The organism is Enterobacter cloacae complex sp. P1B (assembly GCF_014982345.1).
In the GTDB taxonomy this organism is placed as follows: domain Bacteria; phylum Pseudomonadota; class Gammaproteobacteria; order Enterobacterales; family Enterobacteriaceae; genus Enterobacter; species Enterobacter bugandensis.
This window is the reverse complement of sequence record NZ_JADCLF010000006.1, coordinates 432,964-453,166: the sequence shown is the minus strand read 5'-3', so window position 1 is coordinate 453,166 and position 20,203 is coordinate 432,964. Positions and strand designations below refer to the sequence as shown.

General features: G+C 57.4%; 22 protein-coding genes. 9 read left to right on the top strand and 13 right to left on the bottom strand.

Annotated elements, in window-relative coordinates; all coding sequences use genetic code 11:
* Positions 1-59: 59 nt before the first annotated feature.
* From yrbN to mtr, 3 genes are all read left to right on the top strand, one after another.
* Positions 60-140, top strand: a complete 81-nt coding sequence (gene yrbN, locus INF77_RS23435) for a protein YrbN (RefSeq protein ID WP_100122156.1) — start codon at positions 60-62, stop codon at positions 138-140.
* Positions 133-2,028 carry a DEAD/DEAH family ATP-dependent RNA helicase gene (locus INF77_RS06840; RefSeq protein ID WP_041907893.1) on the top strand — a complete coding sequence of 632 codons (1,896 nt, stop codon included), beginning with the start codon at positions 133-135 and terminating at the stop codon, positions 2,026-2,028. The genes yrbN and INF77_RS06840 overlap by 8 nt, the downstream gene beginning before the upstream one ends.
* A 142-nt stretch (positions 2,029-2,170) precedes the next feature.
* A complete protein-coding gene (gene mtr / locus INF77_RS06835) occupies positions 2,171-3,415 on the top strand; it encodes a tryptophan permease (protein WP_193031359.1) in 1,245 nt (414 codons plus the stop codon).
* An 84-nt stretch (positions 3,416-3,499) separates the two neighbouring features.
* Here mtr and INF77_RS06830 read toward each other — a convergent pair whose 3' ends face one another.
* From INF77_RS06830 to INF77_RS06820, 3 genes are all read right to left on the bottom strand, one after another.
* On the bottom strand, positions 3,500-4,507 hold the full coding sequence (locus tag INF77_RS06830; RefSeq protein WP_047367057.1) for an LLM class flavin-dependent oxidoreductase: 1,008 nt from the start codon (positions 4,505-4,507) through the stop codon (positions 3,500-3,502).
* Positions 4,508-4,585: 78 nt separating this feature from the next.
* Complete coding sequence (locus INF77_RS06825) at positions 4,586-5,464, bottom strand: U32 family peptidase (protein ID WP_028014542.1); 879 nt, start codon at positions 5,462-5,464, stop codon at positions 4,586-4,588.
* Positions 5,465-5,471: 7 nt separating this feature from the next.
* Positions 5,472-6,467 (bottom strand): peptidase U32 family protein, encoded by a 996-nt coding sequence (locus INF77_RS06820; protein ID WP_048999528.1) that lies wholly within the window; start codon positions 6,465-6,467, stop codon positions 5,472-5,474.
* 211 nt (positions 6,468-6,678) lie between these two features.
* On the opposite strand from INF77_RS06820, the gene INF77_RS06815 reads away from it, so the two are divergent.
* Together INF77_RS06815 and INF77_RS06810 are read left to right on the top strand one after the other, a co-directional pair.
* Positions 6,679-7,203, top strand: coding sequence for an SCP2 domain-containing protein (locus INF77_RS06815; RefSeq protein WP_193532315.1), 525 nt, complete (start codon positions 6,679-6,681; stop codon positions 7,201-7,203).
* Positions 7,197-7,700, top strand: a complete 504-nt coding sequence (locus INF77_RS06810) for a GNAT family N-acetyltransferase (protein WP_193532316.1) — start codon at positions 7,197-7,199, stop codon at positions 7,698-7,700. Before INF77_RS06815 ends, INF77_RS06810 begins: the two co-directional genes overlap by 7 nt.
* Here INF77_RS06810 and INF77_RS06805 read toward each other — a convergent pair.
* Complete coding sequence (locus tag INF77_RS06805) at positions 7,687-8,016, bottom strand: GIY-YIG nuclease family protein (protein WP_045260079.1); 330 nt, start codon at positions 8,014-8,016, stop codon at positions 7,687-7,689. The two genes, INF77_RS06810 and INF77_RS06805, sit on opposite strands and share 14 nt — an antisense overlap.
* A 14-nt stretch (positions 8,017-8,030) precedes the next feature.
* Here INF77_RS06805 and INF77_RS06800 point away from each other — a divergent pair, with 14 nt between their 5' ends.
* The gene (locus INF77_RS06800) at positions 8,031-8,465 is read left to right on the top strand and encodes a YhbP family protein (RefSeq protein WP_047364709.1); all 435 of its coding nucleotides are present in this window, start codon (positions 8,031-8,033) and stop codon (positions 8,463-8,465) included.
* Here the strand turns inward: INF77_RS06800 and INF77_RS06795 are convergent.
* Positions 8,445-8,963, bottom strand: a complete 519-nt coding sequence (locus INF77_RS06795; RefSeq protein WP_028014537.1) for a type 1 glutamine amidotransferase domain-containing protein — start codon at positions 8,961-8,963, stop codon at positions 8,445-8,447. The genes INF77_RS06800 and INF77_RS06795 overlap by 21 nt on opposite strands.
* A gap of 128 nt (positions 8,964-9,091) precedes the next feature.
* On the opposite strand from INF77_RS06795, the gene INF77_RS06790 reads away from it, so the two are divergent.
* Both INF77_RS06790 and INF77_RS06785 read left to right on the top strand, forming a co-directional pair.
* On the top strand, positions 9,092-9,736 hold the full coding sequence (locus tag INF77_RS06790) for an NAD(P)H-binding protein (RefSeq protein ID WP_032644919.1): 645 nt from the start codon (positions 9,092-9,094) through the stop codon (positions 9,734-9,736).
* Between the two features lie 40 nt (positions 9,737-9,776).
* The gene (locus tag INF77_RS06785; RefSeq protein WP_028014535.1) at positions 9,777-10,814 is read left to right on the top strand and encodes a permease; all 1,038 of its coding nucleotides are present in this window, start codon (positions 9,777-9,779) and stop codon (positions 10,812-10,814) included.
* A gap of 49 nt (positions 10,815-10,863) precedes the next feature.
* On the opposite strand, the gene dolP is transcribed toward INF77_RS06785, so the two are convergent.
* From dolP to INF77_RS06765, 4 genes are read right to left on the bottom strand one after another with little or no spacing between them, the layout of a single operon-like run.
* On the bottom strand, positions 10,864-11,439 hold the full coding sequence (gene dolP, locus INF77_RS06780; protein ID WP_028014534.1) for a division/outer membrane stress-associated lipid-binding lipoprotein: 576 nt from the start codon (positions 11,437-11,439) through the stop codon (positions 10,864-10,866).
* Positions 11,440-11,448: 9 nt separating this feature from the next.
* Positions 11,449-12,039 (bottom strand): DnaA initiator-associating protein DiaA, encoded by a 591-nt coding sequence (gene diaA / locus INF77_RS06775; protein WP_003861754.1) that lies wholly within the window; start codon positions 12,037-12,039, stop codon positions 11,449-11,451.
* Positions 12,040-12,060: 21 nt separating this feature from the next.
* A complete protein-coding gene (locus tag INF77_RS06770; protein WP_028014533.1) occupies positions 12,061-12,456 on the bottom strand; it encodes a YraN family protein in 396 nt (131 codons plus the stop codon).
* Positions 12,414-14,561 carry a penicillin-binding protein activator gene (locus tag INF77_RS06765; protein ID WP_193532317.1) on the bottom strand — a complete coding sequence of 716 codons (2,148 nt, stop codon included), beginning with the start codon at positions 14,559-14,561 and terminating at the stop codon, positions 12,414-12,416. Before INF77_RS06765 ends, INF77_RS06770 begins: the two co-directional genes overlap by 43 nt.
* A 62-nt stretch (positions 14,562-14,623) precedes the next feature.
* Here INF77_RS06765 and rsmI point away from each other — a divergent pair, with 62 nt between their 5' ends.
* A complete protein-coding gene (gene rsmI, locus INF77_RS06760) occupies positions 14,624-15,487 on the top strand; it encodes a 16S rRNA (cytidine(1402)-2'-O)-methyltransferase (protein WP_047364705.1) in 864 nt (287 codons plus the stop codon).
* A gap of 64 nt (positions 15,488-15,551) precedes the next feature.
* Here the strand turns inward: rsmI and INF77_RS06755 are convergent, their stop codons facing one another.
* The 4 genes from INF77_RS06755 to agaF form a co-directional block, all read right to left on the bottom strand.
* A complete protein-coding gene (locus INF77_RS06755; protein ID WP_193543068.1) occupies positions 15,552-17,441 on the bottom strand; it encodes an enterotoxin in 1,890 nt (629 codons plus the stop codon).
* 19 nt (positions 17,442-17,460) lie between these two features.
* Positions 17,461-18,333: a tagatose-bisphosphate aldolase subunit KbaY gene (kbaY, locus tag INF77_RS06750; protein WP_063155282.1), complete on the bottom strand. Its 873-nt coding sequence runs from the start codon at positions 18,331-18,333 to the stop codon at positions 17,461-17,463.
* A gap of 12 nt (positions 18,334-18,345) precedes the next feature.
* Positions 18,346-19,491 (bottom strand): SIS domain-containing protein, encoded by a 1,146-nt coding sequence (locus INF77_RS06745; RefSeq protein ID WP_193532319.1) that lies wholly within the window; start codon positions 19,489-19,491, stop codon positions 18,346-18,348.
* A 276-nt stretch (positions 19,492-19,767) separates the two neighbouring features.
* Complete coding sequence (gene agaF / locus INF77_RS06740) at positions 19,768-20,202, bottom strand: PTS galactosamine/N-acetylgalactosamine transporter subunit IIA (RefSeq protein WP_193532320.1); 435 nt, start codon at positions 20,200-20,202, stop codon at positions 19,768-19,770.
* Position 20,203 lies beyond the last annotated feature (1 nt).

Here is a 20,203-nt window from a genome sequence, read left to right as displayed (position 1 = left end):
ACTGGTGAGGGCGTTGTTGTTCGTCAATACACCTACTTTGAGCCGGTTCACACTTTTCAATGAAAATTGCTAATCATTTTCACGATGAGCTAAGTAGACTGGCCGCCATTGACATTGAGGCACTCGTACTACATGGCTGAATTCGAAACCACTTTTGCAGATCTGGGCCTGAAGGCTCCTATCCTTGAAGCCCTTAACGATCTGGGTTACGAAAAACCATCTCCGATCCAGGCAGAATGTATCCCGCATCTGCTTTCTGGTCGTGACGTGCTGGGCATGGCCCAGACTGGTAGCGGTAAAACTGCAGCGTTCTCGCTGCCGCTGCTCAACAACATCGATCCGGACCTGCGTGCACCGCAGATCCTCGTCCTGGCTCCAACTCGTGAACTGGCTGTTCAGGTTGCTGAAGCAATGACGGAATTCTCTAAACATATGCGCGGCGTAAACGTGGTAGCCCTGTACGGCGGCCAGCGTTATGACGTGCAGTTACGCGCCCTGCGCCAGGGCCCACAGATTGTCGTCGGTACGCCGGGCCGTCTGCTGGATCACCTGAAGCGCGGTACTCTGGACCTCTCTAAACTGAGCGGCCTGGTACTGGATGAAGCAGATGAAATGCTGCGTATGGGCTTCATCGAAGACGTAGAAACCATCATGGCGCAGATCCCGGAAGGTCACCAGACCGCTCTGTTCTCTGCAACCATGCCAGAAGCGATCCGTCGCATTACCCGCCGCTTCATGAAAGAGCCGCAGGAAGTGCGTATTCAGTCCAGCGTGACCACTCGCCCGGACATCAGCCAGAGCTACTGGTCCGTGTACGGCATGCGCAAAAACGAAGCGCTGGTCCGTTTCCTGGAAGCGGAAGATTTTGATGCGGCGATTATCTTCGTGCGTACCAAAAATGCGACCCTGGAAGTGGCTGAAGCGCTGGAGCGTAACGGCTACAACAGCGCAGCGCTGAACGGCGACATGAACCAGGCCCTGCGTGAGCAGACGCTGGAGCGTCTGAAAGACGGTCGTCTGGATATCCTGATTGCAACCGACGTGGCAGCACGTGGTCTGGACGTTGAGCGTATCAGCCTGGTTGTAAACTACGACATCCCGATGGACTCCGAGTCTTACGTTCACCGTATCGGTCGTACCGGTCGTGCGGGTCGTGCTGGCCGTGCGCTGCTGTTCGTTGAGAACCGCGAGCGTCGTCTGCTGCGCAACATTGAACGCACCATGAAGCTGACCATTCCAGAAGCCGACCTGCCAAACGCAGATCTGCTGGGCAAACGCCGTCTGGAAAAATTCGCCGCGAAAGTACAGCAGCAGCTGGAAAGCAGCGATCTGGATCAGTACCGCGCGCTGCTGTCGCAGATCCAGCCTGTCGCTGAAGGCGAAGAGCTGGACATGGAAACTCTGGCTGCAGCACTGCTGAAAATGGCTCAGGGCGAACGTAGCCTGATCGTGCCACCAGATGCACCGATGCGTCCTAAGCGTGAGTTCCGTGACCGTGACGATCGTTTCGAACGCCGTGGCGACCGTAACGACCGTGGTCCACGCGGCGACCGTCCAGAGCGTGGTGGTGAAGACCGTCCACGTCGTGAGCGTCGTGACGCTGGCGACATGGAACTGTATCGCATTGAAGTGGGCCGTGATGATGGTGTTGAAGTTCGTCACATCGTTGGCGCGATTGCTAACGAAGGCGACATCAGCAGCCGTTACATTGGTAACATCAAGCTGTTTGCATCCCACTCTACCATCGAACTGCCAAAAGGCATGCCGGGCGAAGTACTGCAGCACTTTACTCGCACCCGCATCCTGAACAAGCCGATGAACATGCAGCTGCTGGGCGATGCACAGCCACGTCCTGACCGCGGTGGCGAACGTCGTGGCGGTGGTCGCGGTTTCGGCGGCGAGCGTCGTGAAGGCGGTCGCAGTGAAGGTCGCGGTGGTGAAGGTCGTCGTTTCTCCGGCGAGCGCCGCGAAAGCCGTGGCCCACGTCGTGAAGAAGGCACCAGCCGTCGTCGTTTCGGTGACGCGTAAGCCTTTCGCTTTTGACGTAAAGTAAAATATACAGCCCCGATACATGCTATCGGGGCTTTTTTTATTCCCTTTGTACTCTTGTACTGGTACAGTGCATCACACTAAAATGCAGAACCGCATGATTAACTGGAGAAAAGGCTGTATGGCGACACTAACCACCACCCAAACGTCACCTTCGCTGCTTGGCGGCGTGGTGATCATCGGCGGAACCATTATAGGTGCCGGGATGTTTTCCCTGCCCGTGGTCATGTCCGGTGCGTGGTTCTTCTGGTCGCTGGCCGCGCTGGTGTTCACCTGGTTCTGCATGCTGCATTCCGGCCTGATGATCCTTGAAGCGAACCTGAACTACCGCATTGGCTCCAGCTTCGACACCATCACCAAAGATCTGCTGGGCAAAGGCTGGAACCTGGTGAACGGCCTTTCCATCGCATTTGTGCTCTACATCCTGACCTACGCGTACATCTCAGCAAGCGGCTCGATTCTGCATCACACCTTTTCGGAGATGTCGCTGAACGTTCCGGCGCGTCTGGCGGGACTCTGCTTTGCGCTGGGCGTGGCGTTTATCGTCTGGATGAGCACCAAAGCGGTGAGCCGCATGACGGCGATTGTGCTGGGCGCGAAGGTCATCACTTTCTTCCTGACCTTCGGCAGCCTGCTGGGGCACGTTACGCCCGCCACGCTGTTTAACGTTGCGGAAGCTAATACCTCCTACACGCCGTATCTGCTAATGACCCTGCCGTTCTGTCTGGCGTCGTTCGGCTACCACGGCAACGTGCCGAGCCTGATGAAGTACTACGGCAAGGATCCGCGCACCATCGTGAAGTGCCTGGTCTACGGCACGCTGCTGGCGCTTGGGCTGTATGTGATTTGGCTGCTGGGGACAATGGGCAACATCCCGCGCCCGGAGTTTATCGGCATTGCGCAAAAGGGCGGTAACATTGACGTGTTGGTGCAGGCGCTGAGCGGCGTACTGAACAGCCGCAGTCTGGATCTGCTGCTGGTGGTCTTCTCCAACTTTGCGGTGGCGAGTTCATTCCTCGGTGTGACGCTGGGCCTGTTTGACTACCTGGCGGATCTGTTTGGCTTTGACGATTCTGCGATGGGGCGTTTCAAGACGGCGCTGCTGACCTTCCTGCCGCCGATTGTCGGCGGTCTGCTGTGGCCGAACGGGTTCCTCTATGCCATCGGCTATGCAGGGCTGGCGGCCACCATCTGGGCGGCGATTGTGCCAGCGCTGCTGGCACGTAAATCACGTAAACGCTTCGGCAGCCCGAAATTCCGCGTCTGGGGCGGTAAACCGATGATTGCGCTGATCCTGGTATTTGGGGTGGGTAACGCGCTGGTTCACGTGCTGTCGAGCTTTAACCTGTTGCCTGTGTACCAGTAAACACATTGCCCGGTGGCGCTACGCTCACCGGGCCTACAGGGACCGCGTAGGCCGGATAAGGCGAAGCCGCCATCCGGCAAAAAACTACCCCACCAATTCTTCTTTTACCTGCATCGCCAGGTCAAACGAATGTAAACGCGCCTGGTGATCGAAAATCTGGCCGTTGACCATAATTTCATCCGCCTGCGTTTCACGCAGCACTGCTTCCAGCCCGTGACGCACTTTTGCCTTATCACCCACCAGCGACATGCTCAACGCCTGCTGCACGCCATACTGCTCGGAGGCCGACCACAGCTGATGCATATTTTCCACCGGAGGCGGCAACTGGCCCGTCTCGCCGCGGCGCAGCTTCACAAACGCCTGCTGCATAGAGGTAAACAGGAATTCCGCGTCGCGATTGCTGTCAGCGGCAATGATGTTGATACACACCATCGCGTACGGCTTCTCCAGACGCTCGGACGGTTTGAAGTTCGTACGGTAGAGGTGCAGCGCCTGATGGAGCATATCCGGCGCGAAGTGGGAGGCGAACGCGAACGGCAGCCCCAGCTGCGCGGCGAGCTGCGCGCTATACAGGCTCGAGCCTAACAGCCACACCGGGATCTTCTCGCCATAGCCCGGCACCGGGCGCACGTGCGGGTTCGGATCGCGCGCGTCGAACCAGTCCACCAGTTCCGCCACGTCGCGCGGGAAGTTATCGATATCGCCGCTCATATGGCGGCGCAGGGCGCGCATGGTCGGCTGGTCGCTGCCCGGCGCGCGGCCAAGCCCCAGGTCAATACGGCCCGGATAGAGGGTGTTCAGCGTCCCGAACTGCTCGGCTATCACCAGCGGGGCGTGGTTCGGCAGCATCACGCCACCGGAGCCAAGGTGCAAAGTGGTGGTATTCGCTGCCAGGTAGCCAATCAGCACCGATGTAGCGGCGCTGGCAATGCCGACCATGTTGTGATGTTCTGCCAGCCAGTAGCGGTGATAGCCACGCTTTTCGGCCAGCTGAGCCAGATCGAGAGAGTGCGTGAAGGCTTCTCTTGCCGAGGAGCCTTGTGGGATCGGCGCCAGATCCAGCACCGAAAACGGAATGGTTTTGTCAGTCATAACAGCTCACTTTGTCGACGGTCAATCTTTAATACTGCATTAAAAAATGATAACCGTTGTTAACAAAGTGAGCCTTTTTTAGGCCTGAAGTTCCAGCCCGGCCAGACGTTTCCAGTAACCGTTGCAGTCGCTGTTTGCCGTCAGCGGCAGCGGCGACGCGCCGTTTTCGTTGGCGCGGAAGGCGTCCAGCATCGCGAAAACGCTGGTATCCAGCGGCGACAGACGCACCATGTCCACCAGCCCGTCCATCGACGCCAGCTCGTTGCCGAGGTTATAGACGTAACCGCTCATGGTCTGAATGCCGTTCAGGACGAATACCTGCTGGTTCTCCTGCGACAGCATGCTGCGCCCGTTCGGGTACTTGATGCAGCAGGTTTCACATTCATCTTTCGGGCGGTCTTCCGATCGCGCGGTGAAGCAGCGGGCAGAGTAGGCCAGCGGCAGATGACCGTAGCTCAGCACTTCCACTTCGAACTGATGGCGAATGCCCAGCTCGTCGCACTGATTCAGCAGGTTTGCCAGCCAGTCACGGGAGAGCTCCACCGGCATGCACCAGCGGGTCATTCCCTGTTTGAGCAGCAGGCGCAGGGTGACGGCGTTATAGCAGTTCAGCGCATGGCCTGCGACAAACGGCAGCCTGCGTTCGGCGCACATGTTCACTACCCCCAGGTCGCTCGCCTCCAGCAGAAACTCACCGTTTTCGACGTAGCGCTTCAGCTCGCCCAGTTCGGACGAAGCCTGCACCAGCGCGAGCGTTGACAGCACCACCTGCTTGCCGCTCCCGGCCAGGCTTTTCGCCATCTCCAGCCAGTCGCCCACTTTGGTTGCGCGGCGTTTGCTGCATACTGCTTCACCGAGGTAAATCACATCGGCGCTGCTGGTGGCGGCCTGTTGGTAAAAATCTTCCAGCGTCTCTTTTGGCCAGTAGTAGAGCACCGGCCCTAATGAATATTTCATGGTTATCTCACTGCCATTTACGGTGATACGCGCCCAGCGTGGTTTGCGTGCCTTCGGACATCGAGCCGAGTGTCTCCATCCACGCCGCCTGTGGGGCGTAGCTCTGCGGGTCCGCCATGCAGCGGTCGATGGCCTGACGCCACACTTTCGCCACCTGGCTCACATAGGCCGGACTGCGCTGGCGACCTTCAATTTTCACCGAGGCAATATTGGCGGCCAGCAGCTCCGGCAGCAGCTCCAGCGTGTTAAGGCTGGTGGGCTCTTCCAGCGCGTGGTAGCGCTCGCCGTCGACCAGGTAGCGGCCTTTGCACAGCGTCGGATAACCCGCGTTTTCACCGTCCTGATAGCGGTCGATCAGAACTTCATTCAGACGCGACTCCAGCCCCTGTGGGGTCTGCTGCCAGCGGACGAAGCGGGCAGGGGAGCAGGCCCCGACGGTATTCGGCGATTCACCGGTTAAGTAAGAAGAAAGATAGCAACGGCCTTCGGCCATGATGCACAGACTACCAAAGGCAAAAACCTCCAGCGGCACTGGCGTGACGCGCGCGAGTTGCTTAACCTGATGAATAGAGAGCACGCGCGGCAGCACCACGCGAGCGACGTCAAAGTGTTGATGGTAAAAACGCACCGCCTCTTCGTTGGTGGCAGATGCCTGAACAGAGACGTGGCGCTCAATATGCGGATAGCGTTCTGCCGCATACTCAAGCATGGCGAGGTCGGCCAGGATTAACGCATCGGCGCCCAGCTGTGCTGCCATGTCCACCGCGCGCTGCCAGCGGGCGTAGCCGTCAGGATGGGCAAACGTGTTGATGGCAATATGCAGCTTGCGGCGGTGCTGATGAACGAAGTTAACGGCTTCCTGAAGCTTTTTCTCCGTAAAGTTAAGGCCAGCAAAATGGCGGGCGTTGGTGTCATCTTTCAGCCCGATATAGACCGCATCGGCCCCATTCTCGATGGCCGCCTTAAGCGCCGGAAGGTTTCCGGCAGGGCAGAGCAGCTCCATAAATTATCCTGATGTAGTCGATAGCAAAATTGTTAACGAGCTGGGATTTTAATTAACCCATACGCGACAATTTTTGATTTAAGGCAGCTAATGGCGTATTGATGGCACCAATAATGGGGTACGTCCGACGATGGTTTGTTGATTTACGCCGCTATGTTCTGGAACGGATGTGGCAAAATAGCGGGACTATAGCTATCAGGGAGTAAAGCTCGTGCTGGATAAACTGCGTTCACGTCTCGTACAATTCGGTCCATCAATGCTGAGCGTGCCGGTCAGGCTGGCGCCGTTCGCGCTTAAACGCCAGGTGCTGGAGCAGGTTCTGAGCTGGCAGTTCCGTCAGGCGCTGCAGGATGGCGAGCTGGAGTTTCTGGAAGGGCGCTGGTTAAGCATTGAGGTGCGTGACATCGGGCTGCGCTGGTTTACCTCCGTAGAGAACGACCAGCTGATCGTTCGTGAGTCTGCCGAGGCAGACGTGAGCTTTAGCGCCAACGCCAGCGACCTGCTGATGATTGTCGCGCGTAAGCAGGACCCGGACACACTCTTCTTCCAGCGCCGTCTGGTGATTGAGGGCGACACGGAGCTTGGCCTGTACGTTAAGAATTTAATGGATGCCATTGAGCTGGAGCAGATGCCGAAAGCGCTGCGCGTGATGTTGATGCAAATGGCAGATTTTGTTGAGGCGGGGCTGAAATCCCCGCCGGACAGTAAACACACTTCAGTAGGTGAGCCATGCTGATTCGAGTCGAAATAGGGATTGATGCACCGGGTATCGATGCGTTATTACGCCGCTCTTTTGAGAGCGATGCGGAAGCCCAACTGGTCCACGATCTCCGTGAAGACGGCCTGATCACGCTGGGGCTGGTTGCCACCGATGACGAAGGTCAGGTTGTCGGCTATGTTGCCTTCAGCCCGGTGATCGTTCAGGGTGAAGATCTTCAGTGGGTGGGCATGGCACCGCTGGCGGTAGATGAAAACTACCGCGGGCAGGGCCTGGCGCGCCAGCTGGTCTATGAAGGGCTGGACTCGCTGAATGAGTTTGGTTATGCCGCCGTGGTCACGCTGGGCGATCCGGCGTTCTATGGCCGTTTAGGCTTCGAGCAGGCCGCGCATTACGATCTTCGCTGCCGCTGGCCGGGTACCGAATCCGCCTTCCAGGTGCATCGCCTGGCGGATGATGCCCTGAACGGCGTAAATGGTCTGGTGGACTACCACGCCCATTTTAATCGCTTTTAATCAGGCTCTCGCGTAGCGCCTCAAAGGAGCCGTCTCCGGTCACGAGGCGCTCCTTCTGGCGCTTCGTTAGTTGCTTAATACGGTACTCCAGCCTGAGTGCCAGCGATCTGTCCCCCACGGCGGCAGAAAAAGCCAGCTGCAGTTCGCCTTTCCCCCGCAGCGCTTTTGCCCCTTTCCCCGTTTGATGTTGTAAAAAACGCCGCGCCACATCGGTGGTGATCCCAGTGTAGAGTGCGTTATCAGCGGTTCGGACAAGATAGAGAAACCAGCACACGGTAAACAGATTCAGTATGTTAAGGTGAACGCACCATAGCATGAGAGAGAACGAAAATGGAAACACTGGCCGCCATTAACCGCTGGCTGGCAAAGCAGCACGTCGTGACCTGGTGCGTATATAGCGAGGGCGAAATGTGGTGCGCCAACGCCTTTTACTACTACGATCCTGAACGCGTCGCTTTTTACGTCATGAGTGAGGACAAAACGCGGCATGCCCAGATGACCGGCCAGCAGGCAAAAGTGGCGGGCACGGTCAACGGCCAGCCCAAAACCGTCGCGCTGATCCGCGGCGTGCAGTTCAAAGGCGAAATTCGTCGTCTGGAAGGTGAAGAAAGCGACGCACAGCGTAAACGCTACACGCGCCGCTTCCCGGTTGCTGCTGCGCTAAAAGCCCCGGTGTGGGAAATCCGCGTTGATGAGCTGAAATTTACCGACAACACCCTGGGCTTTGGCAAGAAGCTTCACTGGCTACGCGCCGAGCAGGCGTAGTGCTTCGCGGTTAAACGCCGGGAGATCGTCCGGGGTCCGGCTGGTGATCAGCTGGTCGTTATCGTTGACCACCTCCTGATCGTAAAACTCGGCCCCTGCGTTTTTCAGATCGATAACGATCGGTTTCACCGCCGTAAGCTTACGCCCGCGGACCACTTCAGCGCTGATCAGCAGCTGCGGGCCGTGGCAGATGGCAAAGACCGGCTTGCCGGTGCCGACGAAGTCACGGGTAAAGGTGACGAAACGCTCGTCCCCGCGCAGGGAATCCGGTGAATGGCCGCCCGGTAACAGCAGGGCGTCGAAATCTGACGGGCTGACGTTATCGATGGACTCATCGATGGTCACGCTGGCTTCGCCCTTGTGGCCCTTCACGGTTTTACCCGCTTCTTTCTCAATGGTGATGACCTCGTGGCCTGCCTTGCGGAATGCCTCAGCTGGCGACGTAAATTCTGAATCTTCAAACTCGTCGGTAATCAAGACTGCGATTTTTTTACCCATGCTTCCTCCGTTGTTTTCGCTTCAGACTGTTTTTTTCCCGTTTGTGGTAAATACTTACCGGTAACAGACTTTTAAGTGTGGTAGAGCAGGTCCAGATCGCAAACGGACAATTCTGTAAAGGGGATAAGATGAGTCAGGTACTGATTACCGGCGCAACCGGGCTGGTGGGGGGACATCTGCTGCGGCTGCTGATCCAGGACCGGCATATCAACTATATTGCCGCCCCGACGCGCCGCCCGCTGTTGGATATCACTGGCGTCTATAACCCGCACGATCCCCAGCTCACCGACGCGCTGGCGCAGGTGCAGGATCCTATAGATATCGCCTTTTGCTGCCTGGGCACGACGCGGCGTGAGGCGGGCAGTAAAGAAGCGTTCGTCCATGCGGACTACACGCTGGTGGTGGATACCGCCCTGACGGCGAAAAAGCTGGGGGCAAAACATTTCCTGGTGGTGAGTTCGCACGGTGCCAGCACCGGCTCACCGTTTTTTTACAATCAGGTGAAGGGCAAAATGGAAGAGGCGCTGATTGCGCAGAAGTGGGAGCGCCTGACAATCGTGCGGCCTTCCATGCTGATGGGCCACCGCGACGAACGGCGTTTTAACGAATCCTTCTTCGCCCCGCTGTTTCGCATCCTGCCGGGTAACTGGAAGTCCATCGAGGCGCGGGACGTCGCGCAGGCGATGCTGAAAGAGGCGCTGGCACCGTCGCAGGAGGGCGTCAATATCATCCCTTCGGCAAAACTGCGTGAAATCGCGCAGGGCGAGGCGTAAACTTCTCCGGCTTATTAAATAACACTCTCCGGGGAATGGTATGACTGGTCAGTCTTCATCTCAGGCGGCAACACCTGTCCAATGGTGGAAGCCCGCACTCTTCTTTCTCGTGGTCATCATTGGCCTCTGGTATGTGAAATGGCAGCCGTACTACGGCAAAGCCTTCACCGCCGCCGAAACGCACAGCATCGGTAAATCTATACTCGCTCAGGCTGATGCCAGCCCGCTGAAGGCGGCATGGGATTACGCCATGGTCTACTTCCTGGCGGTGTGGAAAGCTGCCGTCTTAGGGGTAATCCTGGGATCGCTGATTCAGGTACTTATTCCGCGAAACTGGCTGGTGAAAACACTCGGGCAGCCGCGCTTTCAGGGCACGCTGCTGGGGACGATTTTCTCTCTGCCGGGCATGATGTGCTCCTGCTGTGCCGCACCGGTAGCGGCGGGTATGCGCCGCCAGCGCGTATCCATGGGCGGTGCGCTGGCATTCTGGATGGGGAACCCGCTGCTCAACCCGGCGACGCTGGTGTTTATGGGCTTTGTGCTCGGCTGGCATTTTGCCGCTATCCGTCTGGTTGCCGGGCTGCTGACGGTGCTGGTGGTGGCGACGCTGGTACAAAAACTGGTGAAGGATACTGCCGTCGAACCCGCAGCCGTTGAACTGGACGTCAGCGAACCGCAGGGCGGTTTCTTCACTCGCTGGGGTAAGGCGCTGTGGCAGCTTTTCTGGAGCACCATTCCGGTCTATATCCTGGCGGTACTGGTTCTGGGCGCGGCGCGCGTCTGGCTCTTCCCGCATGCGGATGGCGCGATCGACAACACGCTGATGTGGGTGATTGCGATGGCCGTTGCAGGCTGCCTGTTTGTGATCCCCACGGCGGCAGAAATTCCGATTGTCCAGACCATGATGCTGGCCGGTATGGGTACCGCACCGGCGCTGGCGCTGCTTATCACCTTGCCGGCAATCAGCCTGCCGTCGCTCATCATGCTGCGTAAGTCTTTCCCGGCGAAAGCGCTGTGGCTGACGGCGGGGCTGGTGGCGTTGAGCGGAGTGATGGTGGGGAGTATTGCGTTGATGTAAAAAAAGCCCGGTGGCGCTCGCGCCTACCGGGCCTTTAGTCAGACGTGGATTACTTAATGTAGGTAAACGCGGTGGTGACGTGCTTCACGCCGCTCACCCGGCTGGCGATATCCGCCGCCGCTTTCCCTTCACGATCGGTCACCAGACCCAGCAGGAACACTTCACCGTTTTCGGTCGTTACCTTCACGTTTGAGGATTTCACCTGGTCTGAACCCAGCAGCTGGGAGCGGACTTTGGTGGTGATCCAGGTGTCAGACGACGCGGTGCCCAGGCTGATTGGCTGACCCTGGCGGATTTCATTGAAGACTTCCGTGGTGCCCTCAACGCCCATTGCGATCTGCTTCGCGCGGCTGGAGAGTTCGGTATTCGGTGCCTGACCCGTCAGCAGGACTTTGCCCTGATAGGCCGTCACGTTGATACGCGCTTCTTTCTTGATTTGTTCGTCTTTCGACAGCGCACTGTTGACCCGCAGCTCCAGCGTACCGTCATCCACCTGCGTTCCCACTGAGCGCGGATCGGTCGCCGCTTTGGTGCCTACTGCGGCAGTACCCACAACGGCCGCAGCAATACATCCCTGAAGCAGTAATGCAGACATAAGGACTGCGAGGGTCGATAAAGCCTTCATAAAAACTCCTTAATCATCCTGGTGAGGGAAAAGCGTGTTATCGATCAAATCGCATAAGCAGTTCACCGTGAGCATATGCATCTCCTGGATACGTGCGCTACGGTGAGACGGAATGCGGATTTCCACATCCTGCGGCCCGAGCAGACCCGCCAGCTCACCGCCGTCATAGCCGGTTAAGGCGACGATGGTCATGTCGCGGGTAACGGCGGCTTCAACGGCTTTGACGATGTCCCGGCTGTTGCCGCGCGTGGAGATCGCCAGCAGCACATCGCCGGCATGCCCCAGGGCGCGCACCTGCTTTGCGTAAATTTCGTCATGCAGACGATCGTTAGCAATCGCTGTTAAGACCACATTATCGGTATTAAGTGCAATGGCAGGTAAACTCGGGCGTTCGGTTTCAAAACGGTTAATCATGCTGGCAGCAAAATGCTGTGCGTTGGCGGCTGAGGTTCCGTTGCCACAACAGAGGATTTTGTTGCCGTTAAGCAGGGATTGCACCAGCGTCATTGCAGCGCGAGAGATCGCGTCCGGAAGGGCTTCCGCCGCGGCAATCTGAGTCTGGATGCTTTCTGTGAAGCACACTTTAATTCTTTCGAGCACGTTATCCCTTTTAAATCTTAATTATGCGTCTTCGCCAAAAGCGTTTTTAAGCCATTCGATCTCATTTCCGGTGAAGGCTATCACATCGAAACGGCAATCCACAGTATCAAAGCTCCCATTATGGCGGGCAAGCCACAAGTGGGCAGTCTGTAATAATTTATGTTGTTTGGCGAGCGTCACGCTGGCGGCAGCACCGCCAAAACGGGAAGACTGTCGAAAGCGGACTTCTACAAACACAATCACCTGACCGTCTTTCATGATCAGATCAATTTCGCCGCCACGCCCGCGGACGTTGGCGGCGATAAAGCGCAGTCCTTTGCCTTCGAGCCAGCGACGCGCTTTTAACTCCCACGCATCGCCGGTCTCTTTACGGCTTAACTGGCCGGGACGATTTGCCCCTGCTGGTATTTGAGCCATGATAACTTCCTGTTAATCACACAGTCCTGAGTGGCGGTCAGATCGCCGGTGTTGCCGTTAAGCTCAAAGCCCGGCACCTGACGCATCTGGGTAAAGTGGTTTGCCAGCGCCCACGCATCAACACCCATCGCATACAGACGCGCCAGAGAGTAGTCGTTACGTACGGAGCTTAGCGCCTGCTGCATCAGCGCCGGGTTGCTGCCCGCCAGCATCGGGATTTCGCTGTACTGCAGGCCGTCCATTTCCAGACGGAAATCCGGGCCTGCGGTGCCCTGTGCGCTGCGGGAGCTGGCGTAGAGCGTTGCACCGCTCTGGCTGCCGTTACGCATCGCGATCATCGGCTTGATAAAGGCGATCTCCTGCGGCGTGGCAACGATATAGGCCGCATCCACTTTACCACCACCGCTTATCTGCGCGTCGGTTGGCGGGGCAGGGATGGTCAGGCCGCCAATGGTCACGCTCTGCTGCTGCGGCAGGCTGGCGGAAACCGGACTGCCGTTAAGCGCGATACCCGCCCCACCGTTAACGCCCGCACGCAGTTCAGAGACGGAACCGAATTTCTGCTGCAGCACGATGCCGCCGCCCAGCTTCTGCCATTCATCGGCAAAAGCATTAGCCACGCGATCGCCCAGCGTACTACGTGGGATCAGCAGCAGCGGGGCCTGTTTACCCTGCTCGTGGATATGACGCGCCGCATCGCGGGCTTCATCTTCCGGAGAGAGTGCGAAGTAGCAAATATTGGCCCGGTTCTGAACCTGTTCCGGCTGGTTGAGTGCCAGTACGTTCAGCGTGGTATTGCTCTTCATCAGCTCTTCCACGTTGTTTTTCAGCAGCGGGCCGACAACGATGCTTGCCCCGTCCTGCTGAACCTGCGCCAGCACCTGGTCAAGCGGCTTCGAACTGGTGTCGTAGATTTTCAGCTCAGCGCCAGGGTTCGCGCTAGCGGTCGCCACGGCCTGCGGCTGTGCTGCAGGTTGAGCGGTAGGTTGTGCCGGCTGCTGTTGAGGCTGTTCTGCCGTAGCCTCTGGTGCAGGCGTCGCTTGTGCCTCAACCGGAGCCTGTGCTGCTGGTGCTGCCGTCGCTGGAGGGGTAGTCGGTGCGGTAACCGGGTTTTGCATTGTACCCTGCGCCGGGGTTTGTGCGGTGGTCAGGTCACTGGTCTCGGCGGCAGAGGGGCTGACAACGTCGTTCACGTTGGCCGCCTGCGCTGCCTGCACCGGAACCGCACTGCCCGTTACCGGCGTGGTGCCGTTTTTCGCTGCTTCAAAGCCCTGTTGAATCGTACGGCCAAACACTGCCGCCTGGCCATTCAGCGGCAGGAGCAGCGCAATTTTGCTTGTCGACGCAGGCTTAAAGTTCTGCACATTCACCAGCTGGGTTGGCAGCATTTTCGCGCCCGGGTTCTGCGGGTAACGGGTCTGCCAGTCGGTAATACCGGCTTTCAGCATTTTTGGATCGCTGCGGTTGTTAAACCACATCTGCTGCAGATCAAGCCAGCCCTGAAGCACGTTTTCGTCCGCGTTAATGACCAGCGCCTTTGCCTGATCCTGGGTCATCGAGGCAAGCGCCTGCCAGGTGGCATCAATGTTTTTCTGCTTGTCGGCACCGGCGAGCAGCGGCTCCTGGGCAATCAAGGCACGCAGGAGCGTCAGGGAAGGGCGCCCCTGCTCAGCGGTAATGCCCGCCTGCCAGAAGCGCGCCTGCTGGTTTTTATCCAGCGCGCTCAGGTCGATGCTCCCCAGGATCTTTTTCGCGCCATCAAAATCTTTCTGCGCGACCTTCAGCTCGGCAGAGAGCAGGCTCTGCTCAAGTTGCTGAGTATCGTTAAGCTCTTTCGGCAGTTGGCCGAACAGCTCGGCAGCCTGCTGGGTTTTGCCCTCTTTCAGCAGTGCACGAATGGCGAGTAATTGCCAGTTGATCCTGGTATCATTTGTACTCTGCGACATTTGTTGCAGATAAAAGCCAGAATCAGCCTGAGCGGAGCCCTGAAGATGGGCGGTGCTCTGGTCAGGTGCCTGGGTGCCACAGCCTGCAAAAATCAGGGCTGCGAGCAGCAGCGGCACGCTGCGCGTGGCTTTTTTTCGAAGAAACGTTAACGGTACCATACTGTATCCAGTGATTTTTTTTACGCAATGCTCAATATTAAATCGGCAATACGGACGAAACAATGAAACAACACGAAACGGCAGATAATTCTCAAGGCCAGCTTTATATTGTACCTACTCCTATCGGGAATTTGTCTGATATTACCCAACGTGCGCTGAACGTATTGCAAGCTGTTGATTTAATTGCCGCTGAAGACACCCGACACACCGGTTTACTGCTGCAACATTTCGCGATTAACGCCCGTTTGTTTGCCCTGCACGATCACAATGAGCAACAAAAAGCCGAAACGCTGGTGGCGAAGCTCAAAGAGGGGCAGAACATCGCGCTGGTCTCTGACGCCGGGACGCCTCTGATTAACGATCCTGGCTACCATCTGGTGCGCACCTGTCGCGAAGCCGGGATTCGCGTTGTGCCGCTGCCGGGGCCGTGCGCCGCGATTGCTGCGTTAAGCGCTGCAGGTCTGCCGTCTGACCGTTTCTGCTATGAAGGCTTCCTCCCTGCCAAATCCAAAGGCCGTCGCGATGTATTAAAGGAACTGGAAGCCGAGCCGCGTACCCTGATCTTCTACGAATCCACTCACCGCCTGCTGGAAAGCCTGGAAGATATGGTCACCGTCTGGGGCGAATCCCGCTACGTGGTGCTGGCGCGCGAGCTGACCAAAACCTGGGAAACCATTCACGGCGCGCCAGTCGGTGAACTGCTGGCGTGGGTGAAGGAAGACGAAAACCGCCGCAAAGGCGAAATGGTGCTGATTGTCGAAGGGCATAGGGCGGAAGAGGATGCCCTGCCTGCTGATGCGCTGCGCACGCTGGCCTTGCTGCAGGCCGAACTGCCGCTGAAGAAAGCGGCGGCATTAGCAGCAGAGATTCACGGCGTGAAGAAAAATGCGCTGTACAAGTATGCGCTGGAGCAGCAGGGGGAGTAATTTCTGATACTGTTTTGCCGGGTGGCGGCTGCGCCTTACCCGGCCTACAGATTTATTTACTCTTCTATTTCCCAGGCATCGCCTCAAATACCAGCGTTTCCAGCGGCTGCAGCGTAATCACCACCGCGTTTTTGTACTCCTCAGGTACGGTTGAATTACTGCCGTACACCGCTTTGAGACTAAACTTCGCCGCGTCTCCCGTGGGTATTTCGAATTCTTTCGCTAAATCAAGATAGTAGCTTTGCGGCTTGTCCGAGGGGTTACGCAAGCCGAGTATGGCTTTCTCTTTACTCCACGAAGCCCAGCCGTAAACCTGCAGCGCCGTCGGGTCTCCGCCAATCCAGTGCGTATCCACCAGCACGCTGGCATTGTCACGCGACCATTTTGCGGCCTGCGCCAGCGTATCCCACTTCGCCTTGTTCAGCATTGAAGGGGTGATATACAGTTCCTGCAACTGGGTGCCGGTGGCGAAGTAGCTCCAGACCTGATCGGCAAAATCACTGTCCGTTTGCACCTTCTCCAGCCCGTAATAGGCATTCTCAGCGCTGACAATGCCGTGATACATCAGCGAGTTCAGCGGAAACAGCGGGCCTTTGCGCACAATGGAGCGGTACGTTTCGGCATCGCGGTAGGTCATCCACTGCTGCACCGGCGTGCCGGGACCGTACAGGTTGATGTCATCACCCTGACGCCAGATGGAATCCGCATAGAACAGCCAGGACGGACTGGCGTTGGTGCCGGTCGTCAGGTTGATAAACAGATTCGGGTTGGCGCTGCGCATGTTATGCAGCAGAGCGATGGAGGCGTCAAAATCCGAGGCGAACGGGCTGCCCGGGATATGCGCGTTGGCATTACCCATCCCGTCCAGCTTGAACGAGGTAATGTGCTCGTTTTTGATAAGCTTAACGATCTGCTCATTGAAGTTTTTAAAGTAGTTAGGCCCTGACAGGGCCAGCTTCCCGTCGACGGTTTCGAACCCATACTCTTTTGCATGCGAGACGCGAACGTCACGCGGTTTGTTATACCCTCCCCACGGTGAGAGCCACAGCCCGACCGAGCTATGCAGGCTGTCGGCTTTTTCCCGTACCTTGCCAAAACCGTTGCCGAATGCCGGGCCAAACAGCCAGCGCCCGGTCAGGTCGTCCCAGCCATCGTCCAGCAGGAAGGCGTCCAGCGCCACGCCACGTCCGGCGATAAATTCCTTATTCCATTCATCCATCCGCCCCAGCACGTCCTGTTCGGAATAGGGGGTAAAGAAGCCAATATCCATCCAGCTGTTGTAGTGCAGGTAAGGCTTATACGGACGCGGGCGCACGGCATTAATAAACTGGTTTACGCTGCGGCGCAGCTGGCTGGTTTCCGGGAAAGTGCCGAAATACGTGGTATAGCTGACCGGCGTTGCGGGCTGAATCGGCGTTTTTAACTCTACGTTGAGGTTGGTCGTCGCTTCATAGGCGTAGGTGTTAACGATGGGCTTGTCCGGGAGAATAAAGAACGAGTCCGCGACAATCGGCGAGCTGTTGATCGCCCCGTCAACGTAAGGTGCCTGCGTCTGTTTTTTCGTCGGGAAGAAGGTGATTTTTGCCACGTCACGCGGCTGGCCTACCGCCGCGAGGGTGTAATCGATGCTGGCGTATTTATCTTTCACCAGGTTGAGCTTTACCGTCACGTTAAAATCCGGACGCGAAAAGTCGATGACAATGGCGCTGTCCTGCTTTTCGACATGCTTGATTTTGAAATCAGCGGTGTGGATTTTGGTTTTGTTCGGCAGCGTCAGAAAGAACAGTTCCTGCGGGGTGATGGGGTGGTTGGCCTTTTTGTCAGTTACCACCACCGTTGAATTGGCGTCATCAAAGGACAGGGCAATCTTGTCGTTAGTGAGCGTATAGTTCGCTGCCATCGCGCCATGGGAAACGCACAGGGCAAGCATTGAGAGGGTGAGCACTTTTTTCATTAAAGTAAGATCCTCTTTGTTATGCTTCTGCCGGAAGACGCAGACGGTTAGCCGAACCGCAAACGGCGATCTTGCTTCGGACCACCTCTTTCATGGCGTCCATCCCAACGCGCATGTAGAAGCGCGGATCGTTGCCCTGCGGGTTCTCGGCAAACCAGGCTTTGACCGCATCAGAGAAGGCGATTTTCAACTCGGTTGCGACATTAACTTTGCACACGCCCAGTTCAATAGTGCGGCGCACATCATCATCCGGAACATCGCTCGCACCGTGCAGCACCAGCGGAACCGCTACCACCTCGCGGATCTCAGCCAGGCGCTGGAAGTCAATTTTGGGGCGTTTGGTATAGAGGCCGTGCGCGGTGCCGATGGCGACGGCGAGGCTGTCCACGCCGGTCAGCTCAACGAAGCGTTTCGCCTCCTGCGGGTCGGTCAGGAATGCGCTTTCGGCGTCGACGCTCATGTCATCTTCAACCCCCCCCAGACGGCCCAGTTCCGCCTCAACGCTACAGTCGTTGAGGTGGCAAAAATCGACCACCGATTTCACCAGCTTCACGTTTTCTTCAAAGGGATAGTGGCTACCGTCGATCATTGCGCTGCGTACGCCGGCATGTACCTTGCGACGAATGTCATCCAGCGATTCGTGATGATCGAGATGCAGCGCCAGCGGCATGTCGTAGCTGAGGGAGTATGCGCTGCACAGAGCGTAGATCTCCTCCAGCGCAATGTGTTTAAAAGTACCCGGCGTCCCGGCGAGGATCACCGGCGATCGCATTTCGCTGCACACTTCGAGGATCGCCTGGATCGTCTCGGCGTTATGGATGTTAAAGGCCGGAACGGCATAGCCCTTTGTCTGCGCGTCCTGCAAAAGATATTTGGTCGAAATAATACTCATAATACGATCCTCTTAAGCCTGCCACGGATGAATAACCACGCCCTGTACCACACGGTTGACCGTTCCGCTGGCGGATGGTGTGTCCGGCGTGTTGCCAACATGCAGAGACTGGGTTAGCGCAAAGACCTGGGCATAGATCAGGAAGCAGAACGCCTGTTCTATATCGCTAAACGGACGGGAAGGCGGCAGCAGGATATGCGGCCCCGCTTCAATGGCTGGATCGTTTTCGGCGGCGATGGCGACCACGCGCATGGCCTGACGATCGCGGCGCAGTTCGGCCAGCAGATCCAGATCGTACTGACGTGTATACGGATGGCTGGAGATAAACACCACCACCAGCGTTTCGTTATCCACCAGTGACTTAGGCCCATGACGAAAGCCCGTTGGTGAATCGTAGAACGCCGCCAGCTTGCCCGCGGTCAGCTCCAGCACCTTCAGCGCAGACTCGCGCGCCGCTCCCTGCAGACCGCCGCTTCCCAGGTAAACAATCCGTTTCCACGGTTCGTTGCCAAAGACGCCCTCGCTGAAATCCCCGAGCGAGGTGAGGATCGCCTGGCAGCGATCGGCTACGTCCCGGAAGCTTTGGCTGCCGATCGTCTCTGGTGCGAATACGGCCAGACAGCTCGCCATCATGGTGGTAATGCTGCTGGTCATCGCGAACCCGCGATCGTGCGTTTCGGCTGGCATCAGCAGGGCAAAGGCGTTATCGCTCTCGACGGCGTTCTGGTACAGGCTTCCCGCCTCGTTGCAGGTGATCGACAGGTGGTAGCACTCGGGCACGAACCGGTTCGCCAGCTCAACGGCGGCGACGCTCTCTGGACTGTTGCCGGAGCGGGCAAAAGAGACCAGCAGCAGAGGGTGTGCCGGGCTGAAGTAATCCATCGGGTTGGTGACCAGATCGGTTGTCGGTATGGCGGAGACGTTTTTACCGGTGTGGCTCGCAAGCCAGGGGGCAATTATCTCGCCAATAAACGCGGAGGTGCCCGCGCCGGTGAGGACGATCCGCAGGTCTCGCTTACGCAGCAGCGGCGTCAGGAAACCGTCAATCGAGGTGCGCAGATTATCGATGTTGTTGAGTGAGCGGATCCAGCAGGCAGGCTGCTGGCGGATCTCTTTTTCGGTCCAGGTGCCGGTTGTGGCGGCGGTGGTTTGTTGCATAACTCAGTCCTTAGTCGTGTGAATTCCACATCAGACGCTGGCAAACGTGTCGCTATCTTTCGTTTCGTTTCACTTATTCACATTAGCAGTTAAACAAAATCTATAGGAAAGAAATCGAAAGTTCAATAATGGAAAAGGAATAAAACGAAAAGTGTGATCGTGAAAGGAAAGGGTAAAGCCAAGGAAAGGAAAAGAAAGGCCTTACGATCTGATGCTGTAAGGCCGCCGGGACACGCAATGTAAACTACGAAGGTGAACGCTGTGAAAGTAACCGAATCATATTCCTTCCTCTACGGTGGCTTCCTCGCGACAGCGACCAAGCTCATCCACCAGGCTGGTCAGGCCGCGGTGGCCGCACTCCAGCGCCTGCAGACGAAACGCTTCGCTACTTAATCCGTCACGTTCCAGCACCATTTCCAGCATAAGCTGCAGGTTGGTGCCGGTAATCACTTCGCTACCCGGTCTTTGCATCGCGAGCGTCGAGGCCACGCGAAACGGCGTGCCGCCGAGAAGGTCGGTGAGGAAAATAATATCCTGCTCTGGGTCCAGCTCACTCACCGCCTGCTCAAGCTGAGCGGTCAGCCTGGCAGTGGTGGAGTTTTCCGGAAAATCGATGGCGATAAACTGCGGCTGCTCGCCAAGGATCTGCCTCATCGCCTGTTCAAGCCCGCTGGCAAAGCCGCCGTGACCCGTCAAAATTATGCCTAACATC